Raw genomic sequence first — 14347 nt, 5'->3', positions numbered from 1 at the left:
CAGTAAGTCTTTTTAGTTATTATTCTCATGATATACCTTTATAAACTGATTTACCTCCTCCTTATCCGAACTAAAGGTCAGTTTATCCAATGCCCGGAAGAAATTCGCCTTATCGGCAATCCTCGGATATATTTTCTTAAGGAACGGTTTCTTTTCACTGTCAAATGTATAAAATTCCAGTAACCGTATACATTGGTCGGTAGTAAAATACGAACTTATCAATGCATTGTCAAGTAAAGCGTTACGGTCGGATTCAAAAGGCTGCTTTTTCAATGAGCTCATGAACTGATTGAAAGAGCTGTCGCTCATCACCGGCTCCCTGGAATTGAAACCATCCGGCCGGTGTCCGGGTTTATCCGGCCTGCCCGGTCTGTGCTCCGGTCTGTCCGGACCATCGATGACGATCTCCTTCACCTCCCTACCCGAACAATAAACACGCTCATCAAACAATAAGTTCTCTCTTTCAAAGCGGTTTCCACGACGGGCGGCATATACCTCCACCCGATAACTGCCACCATGCAGGTTAGCGATAAAACAACTATATGTAGGCCGGCACACCTGCTTCCCATCAATAAATACCACCACCTGTTCTCTTGGGCTTTCAACAGAGAGGCCCTCCAAAGAGAAAGCACTTGCCGGAAACATTGCCAGCAGAAAACAAAAACCGAGTATCAATTTGCGTATCATATCTTTTCTATTTTATTATTTTCCGTTCTGGTATGGCAATCTTTGTCTCTCTCCAAATAAGATTTCATCTCCGTCACTTTACCATCCACAAAACGTACCCGGACAACCGACCATCCGGAGAGTACCATTACACGGAATTCCCACTCTTCGCCTTTATCATCAAAACTCCTGTAAGCAGGCGCTCCGAGTACCTCCTTAACCTGTTCCAGTGTCATCCCCCTATGGATACCGGACAATTGTTCATTCGTAAACCCGGCACCGGCAGTGACACAGCTGACAAGCATCATCATCAACAACAGAATGCCAAAAGTATGTATCTTTTTCATAACCTATATCTTAAAAGTGAAACTTTTTTAGGAAAACATCCCATTTTTAATGTATACAAGGTGCCGGCGGCAGAGGATGTTCTTGGAAATCCCGCGTCGTAAATGTATCCATACCCGAAACCCTTCCATCCTCAAACGTTATCACCACCACTTTATACTCTCCCGAAATAAGAGACAGGCTTCGATATTCCCACTCTTCCATTCCCCTGTCAAAACGGCGGTATTCCGGTGTCCCGAAAATCTTTGAGATCTCCTGTCTGCTCATACCCTCCTGCACTTTCATCAACCGGTTTACAGAAACACAACTTGTGCTCAACACCAGAAACAATAACATCCATAAAACATGTATCTTTTTCATATCCTATATACATTTAAGTAATTCAACTTCCGTGTTTTCTTATACCACAAAAATAGGGTGAGGAAACTCCCCACCCTAATGATTATCTATATTCGTATATAGGGATTTCCCTATTGCAGTTAGGAGGACGCCAACCAGATACCGTCTTCCTGTAGCACAACCAAATGTTTTTTATACAAATCGCCCACCGCTTTCTTGAATGTCTTTTTACTTACACCGAAAGCAGCGTATATATCATCTGCAGGACTTTTATCATTCAGAGATGTATACCCGTCGTGCTCACGGATATATTCCAGCAGAGTCTTCGAGAAGTCATCCACCTTTTCAAATCCCGGTTTCTGAAGCACCAAGTCTATCTTGCCATCCTCACGTATTTGCTTTACATATGCTTTCAGCACCATACCGGTATGCAAAGGCTGAAAGATCTCACTATCATAAAGCAATCCGCCGAACTTGTTTTCTATAATAGCCTTAAAGCCTAAATCCGTCTTCTGCCAAATCAGAATATTCACCTCTTCACCCGGCTGATACTCTGCCTTTTCTTTCGAAAGATAACGATCCACCTTGGCGGAAGCCACAATACGGTAACTTTCATCATCCAGATGGGCATGAACGATATATTTCTTACCAACCTGCATTTTCATCTTCTGCTCGCTAAAGGGCACAAACAAATCCTTCATCAACCCCCAGTTGAGAAAGGCTCCAAACTGATTGACCCATGCCACCTCCAAACAAGCAAATTCACCGACCTGTACGAGAGGGGTCAATGTGGTGGCAATCAATCTCTCTTCACTATCAAGATAAAGAAACACATTCAACATATCTCCTATCTGGCAATCTTCGGGTACATAACGGGCAGGCAACAGGATTTCCCCTTCGTCACCCCCATCCAGATACATTCCAAAATCAACCTCTTTCACAACCGCAAGACGGTTGAACTTTCCTAATTCAATGGACATAATTATTCAGCAGTAATTTGTTAGTAGTAATTTGTTAGTAGTAAGTAGTCAGTAGTTAAGTAGTAAGTAGATGGTAGTCAGAAACAGGTTATCAGTAGTTAGAAACAATGCAACATATCGGCGTTGTTATACTGAAAAGGTCTCCAACCACCAGCTACTTACAACTTCACGATTTAGCTACTTACTACTTAACTACTATCTACTTACTACTACTTACTAACTATCTACTTACTACTAAAACAAACTTCTAAATCACTGCAAAGATAGTTTATTTCAATCATATCTCCCCTCCCGATATAACTTTTCATTATCAGCCAAAACTTTTTTCAATGAACAATCTGGCTGATAAGTCGTTATCTTTGTATCGTCAATAGAGAAACAGTATATTCATTTACAAAAAACAGATAAGATTATGGAATTCTTAACCAACGAGAAATTAACGATTGTAGGAGCCGCCGGAATGATTGGCTCAAATATGGCACAAACCGCCATGATGATGAAATTAACTCCCAACATCTGCTTGTATGACCCATACGCTCCGGCACTGGAAGGTGTAGCCGAAGAGTTATACCACTGCGGATTCGAAGGGGTCAATCTCACCTATACCTCCGATATCAAGGAGGCGCTGACCGGTGCAGCTTATATCGTATCGTCCGGTGGTGCAGCCCGTAAAGCCGGTATGACGCGTGAAGATCTGCTGAAAGGCAATGCCGAGATTGCCGCCCAGTTCGGTAAAGACATCCGCCAATACTGCCCGGACGTGAAACACGTAGTGGTAGTATTCAACCCGGCCGACATTACCGGCCTGATCACCTTGCTTTATTCAGGATTGAAGCCTTCACAAGTCTCTACACTTGCAGCATTGGACAGTACCCGTCTGCAAAATGAGTTAGCGAAGTTCTTCAAAATACCTGCTTCCAAAATACAAAACTGCCGCACATACGGCGGACACGGAGAGCAAATGGCCGTATTTGCTTCAACAACTACAGTCGATGGCGATACGTTGATCAACTGGATCGGTACTACCCGCCTGCCGCAAACCGAATGGGATGCTATCAAGCAACGTGTTATTCAAGGCGGAAAACACATTATCGACCTGCGCGGACGTTCCTCTTTCCAAAGTCCGGCCTATCTTTCTATCGAAATGATCGCTGCTGCTATGGGCGGTGCACCTTTCCGATGGCCTGCCGGAACCTATGTTTCCGATGGAAAATTCAACCACATCATGATGGCGATGGAAACCTCCATCACTAAAAACGGCATCAGCTACAAGCAGGTGGAAGGTACCCCTATCGAAGAAGAAGAGCTGGAAAACAGTTACAAGCACCTCTGCAAATTACGTGATGAGGTTATCGAGATGGGTATCATTCCTGCTATCGAAGACTGGCACACCTTAAACCCGAATATCAAATAATCAGCGCTCCGAAGCTGAATGTGTTCCTCACAGGAAAAAGCAAGAAGCTATTTTTGCACATATTACCGCACCCGTCACGGAAAGAACGATTCCTGTCGGGTGCGTTCATGATACTCCTGTGTTTTTACCGACAGCGAGGGAAACCATGTCGGATTGTACGCCGATAAATAAGTTTTTCGTATCTTTGCCACATCATCTGATCTATAAATACCCGATTGTTCAACACATGAAATGGCAAATTTGCAGATAGCTACGCTCAGAATGAAATAATAGAGAGTTTATTTATTCATTCTGCGGGAATGACTGAAAAGGTCATCCTCCTAACGTTATTTGCAATTAAACCATGAATTTTACTTATAAACAAATCTGGCTCATCAACTTTCCGGTGATGATGAGCCTGTTGATGGAACAACTCATCAACCTCACCGATACCGTTTTCTTAGGACATGTAGGCGAAATAGAATTAGGCGCTTCGGCCCTGGCAGGAATGTATTACATCGCTATTTATATGCTTGGCTTCGGCTTCAGCTTAGGATTACAGGTAGTCGTTGCCCGGAGAAACGGAGAAGGAAACTTAGCCCAAACGGGAGAAATTTTCTGGCAAGGACTGCTTTTCCTTGTTTCATTATCAATATTGACTTTCGCTTTATCTAAAGTAGCCTCCCCACTCATTTTGCGGAAAGTAATATCATCCGGAGAGATCTATCAAGCAGTGATGAAATATATCGACTGGCGGGATTACAGTTTCTTGTTTGTATTTCCGATACTGGCATACAGGGCGTTCTTCGTCGGAATAACCCAAACCAAGGTACTGACGGCAAACTCCATCCTGTTAGTGACCACCAACGCGGCTTTAAACTACCTGCTCATTTTCGGAGTATGCGGTTTCCCGCGCTTGGGCATAGCAGGAGCGGCCATCGCCTCCTCTTTGGCTGAAATAGCAGCCCTGATACACATCGTAATTTACACCCATCTAAAGATAGATAAAAAGAAATACGGCTGGCGGCCGACAGTCAATCTTCCACTGCTCGGTCAATTATTCCGGATTTCCAGTTGGACAATGGTACGTTCTTTTTTCTGTATCGCCCCCTGGTTCCTGTTTTTCATTGCCATAGAGCATTTGGGAGAGAGACAACTGGCAGCAGGTAATGTAGTGAGAAGCGTATCCGTGATGCTGTTTGTAATCGTCAACTCGTTTGCAACGACCGGTATATCTCTGGTTAGTAATTTAATCGGGGCAAAACAGGTAAACAATGTGTTACCCATATGTTGGAAAACCGTCAAGCTGAGTTACGCGGTAGGTACTCCTTTCGTATTGGCGGCAGCACTCCTTTCCAAACCCATCTTAGGGATCTATACCAACAGCAGCGAAGTAATCGAAACAGCCTATGCTCCTTTTTTACTGATGCTATCCACTTTTTTTCTGGCTGCTCCTGCCTATACCTATTGCAATGCAATTATCGGGACAGGAAAAACCAAAACGGCATTCGTATTTCAAATAATCACAATCATCGTCTATCTGGTGTATTTGTACGGGCTATCCATCCGCGAACAGTTACCATTAATCATGTACTGGACGGCAGAGCAGCTTTATGCTCTATTGCTTCTGGGTTTATCTCTTTATTATCTGAAAAGAGGGAATTGGAAAGAGTAAAGAGAAAAGTCCATGGGGATCTGTCCTAAAACTCCCCTTTCAACGAAATCACCCACGTCACCAAAGGTGAATCGCCCCAAAAGTTGGATGGGTTTAAATAGTACCCGATTATAGGAAGAGTCCGGTATTGCGCCGGGCTCTCTCATTTTGGTATGGCCTTATCTTTACTCTCCGCCACTTCTACCAGATAAACCCCGACACAAATAAAAAGAATAGCAAAGGTCTGCGTCCAACTGAACCGGTCTTGCCCCAAAATCAAGGAAGCTATGGTAGCCACGATCAATATCAGATAACCATAAATGGCAACCACTGTCGTCTTCAAATATTTCAACCCGACTGGCAACAGCATATAACTGAGGGTCGTAGGGAAAATAAGCACGAACATCAATACCGCAAAAGGAAGCCAATGGAAAGGCATTGAAAGTACCGGAGCATCAAATCCGGTAATCAGTGAAACAATTATACCGGAAAAGGCCGCACCACTAAAAGTATATTTCAGCATCGTGACAGGCCCTACCGCCGAAAGAATACGCTGGCTTGCCACCAAATAAACGGCATAGACCACCGAACTGAAAAGGCACAACATATTTCCCGTAAAAGCATCTGAGGCCAGATCATCGCTCTGCTGAGTCAAAATACAGACAAGGGCACCCACCAAAGCAATAGATATGCCGATAATTTTCGGAGCAGTAGCCTTCTCATGGAAGAAAAAGATCATGATAAGAAACACCCAGATCGGTTGTAAACTCGTAAAAATAGAACTCGATACAGGAGTAGTCTTGCTAAGACCTACCAGATAAAGAAACATAAAGCCATAAAGCCCCACTACTCCCAAAAGAAACAACAGCCACTTATCCTTCCGACTTGTTTTTTCTTCCGGTGCGGAGAACCACCCGATTGCCCAAAAAGCAACTGCTGCAAAAGTACAACGAATCGTAGCTCCCGTCAATGGACTCATCCAAAGAGGAAGCAGAAATTTAAGGGCATTCATATTCAACCCACTGAATACTTTCGATATAGCCATGCTAAGATTAGCTTCCAATTTTTTATTCTTCATACTTATTAATTTTAATAAATTGCCAATTTAATAATGTGCCAATTGGCCAATATGCCAATGTGCCAATTGGCTGCGCTATCATGCCGCATGGTAATTGGCACATTGACACATTAGCATATTGGCAAATTATTCATTATTCCTTAAACAAGAAAGTGTTCCGTTTGCAATAAGCCCATATCAAAGCTACCAATGTGATACAAAGATTGAACACAAAAGCGAACTGCTGAGACTTGATGTGGAATACCGTCGATTGGAAGAAATCGATAATAAACGGACAGAGTAAAATGGCTAAATAATTCATCATCATCACAAAAGCCAACGCCAGCGTCGCTTTCTTCGGAACAGCCGTATGGGTGGTCTTATCGTATATGACAGGTTGTATCACCCCATACCCCAATCCCACAAGAATACATCCCGGAGCTATCACCCACTCTTTCGGAGATATCCAGATCAGTGCCAGCCCGACAGCAATACACAGCAAACTATAAAACTTTGTTTTCTCACGAAAAAGCCCCACAATACGGTTCAAGAAAAGACCGGGAGCCATAATAGCGAGAAAAAAGAGCGAAATCATAACACCGGAATCACCGCTCGAAAAGTGATATTCTTCCATTAAAAAAGGAAGATTGAAAGTTACGATAAGCGCCAGATAAGTAGACAACCCGTAGAACATCATAACCTGCAAAAGATGTTTGATATTCACTCCGTATTTGGACTTCCCGACTTCCGGATCGATCGGTGGCACACCAGTCTCCTCCTTTTCGTCATTCGCAATCGAAGCACTCCCTTCCTCACTGATCATGCTGCGCCGGAGATAAACCGACAATACCAACGATACCAAAGGAAACAGATAAACCACAAACGGTAAATGCCAGTTTACCTCAGCCAGATACCCGGTAACGGCAGTAGCTACCACCAATGTTATGTTCGTAATGGCAGAACTGAGCCCGAACTGTTTCACCCGGTACGGACCGACAAAGTATTTGGAAATAAGTCCGGTAGAGAGTGGTATGATCATCCCCGAACCAACACCGAGCATGGCACTGATAGCGATAAGTTGCCACATCTTACCGGCAAACAAATAAAGAATACCACTTAAAGCAAAAATAGCGAGCCCCACCTGTAACAGGCGGATAAAGTTCACTTTCTCCGTCAGTTTTCCCGCCAGAATGATAAACGGGATAATCAAAAGAGAGGGTAAGGATGAAAGCATCTGCACATCCAGTTCGGTAGAATGAGGAAAGATGACAGATAGTTTCCCGAGGATAGGCGTAACGGCTAAACCGGGCAAAGCATTAAGAGCCGAAATGGACCAAATGCCGATAAGCGTTATAAGAGGAATCGTTCCCCTTCCTGTTTGTATTCTCATATTCGCTTCTATATTTGAGGTTTGGATTTGAAAAGAACAACGTGATATCCAGAATGTTCAACTCCGCACGGGAAGTACAATAAACGCAAAATAATGCAAAACGGCTAAACTTTAAAAAACCGGTGCTGTTGTTGTGGGAAATTCGACGGGGAAAATCCCCATCGCCTAAACCTAACTAAAAACAATAGTAAAATGGAAGATTTAAATTTTAGAAACGGTGATGCCAAGACTGATGTATTTGGTTCAAACAGAATGTTGCAACCCTCTCCGGTAGAAAAAATACCTGACGGACCGACTACTCCGGAAATTGCCTACCAAATGGTAAAAGATGAAACATTCGCACAGACTCAGCCCCGGCTGAACTTAGCTACTTTCGTCACCACTTACATGGACGAATATGCCACCAAGCTGATGAATGAAGCCATCAATATCAACTACATCGATGAAACAGAATATCCCCGTATCGCTGTAATGAACGGTAAATGCATCAACATCATGGCCAACCTGTGGAATACTCCGGAAAAAGACGACTGGAAAACCGGTGCATTAGCTATCGGTTCTTCAGAAGCTTGTATGTTGGGTGGTGTCGCTGCATGGTTACGCTGGCGCAAAAAACGTCAGGCTCAGGGTAAACCCGTAGACAAACCGAATTTTGTTATTTCTACCGGCTTCCAGGTAGTATGGGAAAAATTTGCCCAACTGTGGCAGATCGAAATGCGCGAAGTGCCTTTGACACTGGAAAAAACAACCCTTGATCCGGAAGAAGCACTGAAGATGTGTGATGAAAACACCATCTGCATTGTTCCTATCCAGGGCGTTACATGGACAGGATTGAATGACGACGTAGAAGCGCTTGACAAAGCGCTCGATGCTTACAATGCCAAAACCGGCTACGACATTCCTATCCACGTAGATGCTGCAAGTGGCGGTTTTATCCTTCCGTTCCTGTATCCGGAAATCAAATGGGACTTCCGTTTGAAATGGGTGCTCTCTATCAGTACCTCCGGTCATAAGTTCGGTCTGGTTTATCCGGGTCTCGGTTGGGTTTGCTGGAAAGGCAAAGAATATCTTCCCGAAGAAATGTCATTCAGCGTAAATTACTTAGGTGCCAACATCACACAGGTAGGTCTGAACTTCTCTCGCCCGGCTGCCCAGATTTTGGGACAATACTATCAATTTATCCGTTTGGGATTCCAAGGATACAAAGAAGTACAATACAACTCATTGATGATCGCCAAGTATCTACACGGTGAGATTGCCAAGATGACTCCGTTCGTCAACTACTCTGAAGACGTAGTGAACCCATTGTTTATCTGGTACATGAAACCGGAATATGCCAAAGATGCCAAATGGACTTTGTATGATTTGCAAGACAAACTGGCTCAGAGCGGATGGATGGTTCCGGCTTATACCTTGCCGTCCAAATTAGAAGATTATGTAGTGATGCGTATCGTTGTCCGTCAAGGATTCAGCCGTGATATGGCAGATATGCTGTTAGGTGACATCAAGAACGCCATTACCGAATTGGAAAAACTGGAATATCCTACTACCACACGTATCGCCCAAGATAAGAATCTGCCGGTAGCCACAAAGGTATTCAACCATACAGGTAAGCCACAAGCGACTAAAAAATAAAATTATTTACAATTAGACAATTTACGATTTACGATTGGAGTATCTTTAAAGTGAAGTGATGAACGATTGGAGTATCTCTGTAGAATCATTTCAAGGAGTGCTTTCAACCGTAAATCGTCAATCGTCCAATCGTAAATCCAAAAATGTTTTATCTTATGAAAAAGATTTCTATATCTCAAATAAAAGAGGTGGCACAACAGGCTTATGAGCAGGTGAAAGGCAACACGGACGGAAAGAATGCCGACTACATCCCCTACCTTGCCAATATCGACAAGAACCTGTTCGGTATTAGTATCTGCCTGCTGAATGGCCAGAAAATCACAATAGGTGATTATAATTACCGTTTCGGCATAGAATCGGTATCCAAAGTCCATACGGCCATTCTGGTTCTCCGTCAATACGGTGCTCAGAAGATATTGGATATGATCGGTGCCGATGCCACCGGATTGCCCTTCAACTCTATCATCGCTATCCTTCTGGAAAACGATCATCCCTCTACACCGTTGGTCAATGCGGGAGCGATTTCCGCTTGCTCTATGGTGCAACCGGTCGGTGAAGCTACCCAAAAATGGAATGCGATCGTAGAGAATATTACGGATCTTTGCGGCGATGCTCCGCAATTGATTGACGAACTGTACAAATCCGAATCTGCCACCAACTTCAACAACCGGTCGATAGCCTGGTTATTGAAGAACTACAATCGAATTTACGATGATCCGGATATGTCGCTCGATCTGTACACGCGTCAATGTTCACTGGGCGTTACAGCAGAAATGTTGTCCGTAGCTGCCGGTACGATAGCAAATCACGGGGTAAATCCTGTGACAAACAAACAGGTTTTCGAAGCCGAACTGACTCCGAAGATTACGTCGATGATCGCCTCCGTGGGCTTCTATGAGCATACGGGCGACTGGATGTATACCTCCGGTATTCCAGCTAAAACCGGTGTAGGCGGTGGTGTAATGGGTGTATTGCCGGGCGTAATGGGAGTTTCCGCTTTTGCACCTCCACTGGATGGTTCGGGCAACTCCGTAAAGGCTCAATTGGCAATCAAATTTATTATGAATAAGCTGGGGTTGAATATATTCAACGGCGAGCAAGTTACTGTAGTTGAATAAAAGTTCTGTCCTTTTTTTTTGTAGAGGTTACTGCCCGATAAGGGCAGTAGCCTCTCTTTAGTATCATTCTTCCTATACAGAGCTATCCTCTATATGCTTCCCATTTACAAATTGTCAAAATGGTATTCCTATCCCTGCAGAATCCATTCATCAGGAACAATATAAGCAGACCTTTCAAAAACGACCGCCATTTCCATCTTTACTCATTCAGATTGCACGAAATACAATCAATAATACAACAGATAGCTCTCCATCATCTACAACAGCTATACTATTTATTACAAATTCAGGTTTATACCCTACTTTTTCACATTCGGTTACAAGCAAGACTCCGTAACCAACCAGCGTAAAAAAGCGTTCTTTATGAAGGAATTTACTTTTCCCGTAGAGCTTCTTATGGTTTCCCGTAGAGTTTCGGACCGTTCCTCGTAGAGGAACCGAGCCTAACATACCGGGATAATCGAGTTAACACACTGGGACAAATCGCATATTTATCCGGATAAGATCTAAAATATACAAGAAAGAACAACTATTATTCATTTTGTTATGCAGTTTATTCTCCAGTTGCAATCATATCCGCAAAGTACCCGTCACAAAACGCCGTAATACACCAGCAAAAAGACAGATTAGTCACGTATTTAATATCTTTTCCTCAAATCCGCTTTTCATCCCCGGATACATCGGCGCATCGACACATCAACGAATTGGCACATTGGCATATTAGCTTATTGGCATATGATTATTTATCAGCTACCGGCTGTTGTTGCTGTTGCTGCTGTTGTTTTTCACTCGCCAACTGTTCATAATACTCATCCTTCTCTTTATTCTTCTTCTGAATCAAGCTGGTGACATAAACTGTGAATATCGGAAACATCATCATTCCCAATGCAGCCAACAGTACAGACAAAACCCGTCCGGTAGCAGTCACCGCAATAATATTGGAACCGACCGTCGTCACATCCATAAACGCCCACCAAAGAGCATCTCCATAACCCACTACCAACGGATTCACTTTATGCTCCATCACGAAGAATGCCAGACTGGCAAAATAAACCGTAGCCAATAGCATCGTCAGATAAGAAATAAACAGGCTGGATGCTTTGTTATACGTCAGCCATCCCACTACGATTGCCATTGCATATCCTCCCCGCACCAAGGGAATGAACCGGAGCATGTAGGTAATCTCCGGCGAAAATGTCCAACCCATATAAGCTATAATATTCTGATACGGGATAGCTACCAATAGAAAAAGAAAATGTGTGCCGAAATAACGCAGTTTGTCCTTCGACAAAAAAAGTTCGAGAATAAAGTCGAACAGAAACAGGATACAAATCCATAACTGTACCTTCATGTACAGAGACTGTGTGTAAAACGGGATACCTTTGAATGTATCCACAGAAATGCTGATAACCAAGAAGAGGGACAGTAACAGTATGATGACATGCAAAATGCCATATATCCCCCTCTTTTGCAGCGCAAAATCAGTAAGGGCAGTTTTCATAAACTTACTTATTTAGTAATTATACATCTTATTCTTGCAATGCAGAAGAAACAACTATATGCCCGCTTTGTTTAGAGCTTACCTTATGTTAATTAACCAAGTTTGACGCTATCCTCCAAAAACATCTCTTGCCTAATGTTGTTATAAAGCAGACTTAAAAATATTTTTCACTTAAAACCTTAACTTATGGCAAATATTAAACAAGTAGCAAAATTAGGGGTATTCACCCTGGCTATCATGAATGTAACGGCAGTAGTATCCCTACGCGGACTTCCTGCCGAGGCCGTGTACGGTATGAGTTCGGCCTTCTACTATCTTTTCGCAGCCATTGTCTTTTTGATACCGACTTCGCTCGTTGCAGCGGAACTGGCTGCCATGTTTCAAGACAAGCAAGGCGGTGTATTCCGCTGGGTAGGTGAAGCCTACGGCAAAAAGTTCGGTTTCCTGGCTATCTGGGTGCAATGGATCGAAAGTACCATCTGGTATCCTACCGTTCTGACATTCGGTGCCGTTTCCATCGCCTTCATCGGAATGAATGACGCTCACGACATGTCACTGGCAAGTAATAAATACTATACGCTGGCCGTCGTACTGATCATCTACTGGCTTGCCACTTTCATCTCTCTTAAAGGTATGGGATGGGTAGGTAAAGTTGCGAAAATCGGCGGTATGGTCGGTACCATCATCCCGGCAGCCCTGCTGATTATTCTCGGCATCGTCTATCTGGCTACCGGTGGACACTCCAACCTGGACTTCCACAGCAGTTTCTTCCCCGACTTCACGAAATTCGACAATGTAGTTCTTGCAGCAAGTATCTTCCTTTTTTATGCCGGTATGGAAATGGGCGGTATCCACGTAAAAGATGTGGAAAACCCTACTAAGAACTATCCGAAAGCCGTATTTATCGGTGCTTTGATTACAGTAGTCATCTTCGTATTGGGAACTTTCGCATTAGGTATCATCATCCCCGCCAATGACATCAGTCTGACACAAAGCTTGCTGGTCGGTTTTGATAACTATTTCAAATACATCCACGCTTCCTGGTTGTCACCGATCATCGCCATCGCATTGGCATTCGGTGTGTTGGCCGGTGTATTGACATGGGTTGCCGGTCCGTCAAAAGGTATCTTTGCCGTAGGTAAGGCCGGTTATATGCCTCCGTTCTTCCAGAAGACCAACAAGGTAGGCGTACAGAAAAACATTCTTTTCGTACAAGGTATTGCCGTAACCGTATTGAGTCTTCTTTTCGTCGTCATGCCTTCCGTACAGAGCTTTTACCAGATTCTGTCACAGTTGACAGTAATCCTTTATCTGGTCATGTACCTGCTCATGTTCTCCGGCGCCATCTATCTGCGTTATAACATGAAAAAGACAGATCGTCCGTTCCGTATCGGTAAGAAAGGCAACGGCCTGATGTGGCTTATCGGCGGTCTCGGTTTCTGCGGTTCATTACTCGCATTCATATTGAGCTTTATTCCGCCCAGCCAGATTTCCACAGGTAGCAACACCGTATGGTTCACCGTTCTTATTGTCGGCGCAATTGTCGTAGTGGTAGCTCCGTTTATCATCTACGCTTCCAAAAAGCCGTCATGGGTAGATCCGAACAGCAACTTCGAGCCTTTCCATTGGGAAGAACAAGCTCAAGTTCAATCACAAGCAGCCACAGCAACGGTAACCGCCGCTACTACAACTGCTACCACGGCTAAAGCAGCTCCGGCAACCAGTGCAGCAACCGATGCGCCGGTAGCATCGTCCACCTCTACAAACAACGTTGGAAACAATGCTGCAAGCAAGGATAATACTCCCAAAACATAAACTTACTATTTGGCATGAAGAAAAAGGAGGTATACCTGAGTTTGTTTAGGTATACCTCCTTTTCTTATTGGATATGAAAAATACCGATAGCTCTTAAAAAGATTATATAACCAAAATATTACATTTTTTCCCTCCAGATATTGCAGTATTAAAAAATATACCTATCTTTGCACCCGCAAACAAGAAAGGTGCCATAGCTCAGTTGGTAGAGCAAAGGACTGAAAATCCTTGTGTCCCCGGTTCGATTCCTGGTGGCACCACTTTCAAGAGCGGAATGTAGCGCAGTTGGTAGCGCACTACGTTCGGGACGTAGGGGTCGGGCGTTCGAGTCGCCTCATTCCGACAGAAAACGACAAACGAGCAAAATCGTTTGTCGTTTTTCTTTTTTTACTGTGTTCTGAGTGCGTTGATTCCGGATCAAGGATCAACGTAAAAACCTGAGGGATTTTCTTTT

General features: G+C 43.7%; 12 protein-coding genes and 2 tRNA genes. 7 read left to right on the top strand and 7 right to left on the bottom strand.

Annotated features, from left to right (window positions below; translation table 11 throughout):
• Nucleotides 1-12 precede the first annotated feature (12 nt).
• From QVP90_RS11960 to QVP90_RS11945, 4 genes are all read right to left on the bottom strand, one after another.
• Nucleotides 13-687 (bottom strand): DUF4476 domain-containing protein, encoded by a 675-nt coding sequence (locus QVP90_RS11960; RefSeq protein ID WP_007478900.1) that lies wholly within the window; start codon nt 685-687, stop codon nt 13-15.
• Nucleotides 684-1013 carry a hypothetical protein gene (locus tag QVP90_RS11955; protein WP_005926515.1) on the bottom strand — a complete coding sequence of 110 codons (330 nt, stop codon included), beginning with the start codon at nt 1011-1013 and terminating at the stop codon, nt 684-686. The genes QVP90_RS11960 and QVP90_RS11955 overlap by 4 nt, the downstream gene beginning before the upstream one ends.
• A gap of 46 nt (nt 1014-1059) precedes the next feature.
• On the bottom strand, nt 1060-1371 hold the full coding sequence (gene bamE, locus QVP90_RS11950) for an outer membrane protein assembly factor BamE domain-containing protein (RefSeq protein ID WP_005926518.1): 312 nt from the start codon (nt 1369-1371) through the stop codon (nt 1060-1062).
• Between the two features lie 119 nt (nt 1372-1490).
• Entirely contained in the window at nt 1491-2330 is an 840-nt protein-coding gene (locus tag QVP90_RS11945) for a CvfB family protein (RefSeq protein ID WP_021936557.1), read from the bottom strand.
• A 412-nt stretch (nt 2331-2742) separates the two neighbouring features.
• Here QVP90_RS11945 and QVP90_RS11940 point away from each other — a divergent pair, with 412 nt between their 5' ends.
• Both QVP90_RS11940 and QVP90_RS11935 read left to right on the top strand, forming a co-directional pair.
• Nucleotides 2743-3744, top strand: coding sequence for a malate dehydrogenase (locus QVP90_RS11940; protein WP_005926525.1), 1002 nt, complete (start codon nt 2743-2745; stop codon nt 3742-3744).
• A gap of 343 nt (nt 3745-4087) precedes the next feature.
• Nucleotides 4088-5398, top strand: a complete 1311-nt coding sequence (locus QVP90_RS11935; RefSeq protein ID WP_021936556.1) for an MATE family efflux transporter — start codon at nt 4088-4090, stop codon at nt 5396-5398.
• A 142-nt stretch (nt 5399-5540) separates the two neighbouring features.
• On the opposite strand, the gene QVP90_RS11930 is transcribed toward QVP90_RS11935, so the two are convergent.
• Together QVP90_RS11930 and QVP90_RS11925 are read right to left on the bottom strand one after the other, a co-directional pair.
• On the bottom strand, nt 5541-6455 hold the full coding sequence (locus QVP90_RS11930) for a DMT family transporter (protein WP_021936555.1): 915 nt from the start codon (nt 6453-6455) through the stop codon (nt 5541-5543).
• A gap of 133 nt (nt 6456-6588) precedes the next feature.
• A complete protein-coding gene (locus tag QVP90_RS11925; RefSeq protein ID WP_021936554.1) occupies nt 6589-7824 on the bottom strand; it encodes an MFS transporter in 1236 nt (411 codons plus the stop codon).
• A gap of 192 nt (nt 7825-8016) precedes the next feature.
• Between QVP90_RS11925 and QVP90_RS11920 the strand changes: the two genes are divergently transcribed.
• Nucleotides 8017-9459, top strand: a complete 1443-nt coding sequence (locus QVP90_RS11920; protein WP_007478907.1) for a glutamate decarboxylase — start codon at nt 8017-8019, stop codon at nt 9457-9459.
• Nucleotides 9460-9614: 155 nt separating this feature from the next.
• Nucleotides 9615-10577 (top strand): glutaminase A, encoded by a 963-nt coding sequence (gene glsA / locus QVP90_RS11915; RefSeq protein ID WP_021936553.1) that lies wholly within the window; start codon nt 9615-9617, stop codon nt 10575-10577.
• Nucleotides 10578-11316: 739 nt separating this feature from the next.
• On the opposite strand, the gene QVP90_RS11910 is transcribed toward glsA, so the two are convergent.
• Complete coding sequence (locus QVP90_RS11910) at nt 11317-12078, bottom strand: potassium channel family protein (RefSeq protein WP_005926550.1); 762 nt, start codon at nt 12076-12078, stop codon at nt 11317-11319.
• Nucleotides 12079-12264: 186 nt separating this feature from the next.
• Between QVP90_RS11910 and gadC the strand changes: the two genes are divergently transcribed.
• The 3 genes from gadC (at nt 12265) to QVP90_RS11895 (ending at nt 14236) form a co-directional block, all read left to right on the top strand.
• Complete coding sequence (gene gadC, locus QVP90_RS11905) at nt 12265-13893, top strand: putative glutamine/gamma-aminobutyrate antiporter GadC (RefSeq protein ID WP_021936552.1); 1629 nt, start codon at nt 12265-12267, stop codon at nt 13891-13893.
• A 187-nt stretch (nt 13894-14080) separates the two neighbouring features.
• Nucleotides 14081-14153, top strand: a tRNA-Phe gene (locus tag QVP90_RS11900).
• A gap of 10 nt (nt 14154-14163) precedes the next feature.
• Nucleotides 14164-14236: transfer RNA gene (locus QVP90_RS11895), tRNA-Pro, on the top strand.
• The last annotated feature ends 111 nt before the right edge of the window (nt 14237-14347 follow it).

The organism is Bacteroides sp. CAG:189, from assembly GCF_000432295.1.
GTDB lineage: Bacteria > Bacteroidota > Bacteroidia > Bacteroidales > Bacteroidaceae > Bacteroides > Bacteroides salyersiae.
The sequence above is the reverse complement of the archived record's forward strand: the minus strand, read 5'-3'. Positions and strand labels throughout refer to the sequence as shown.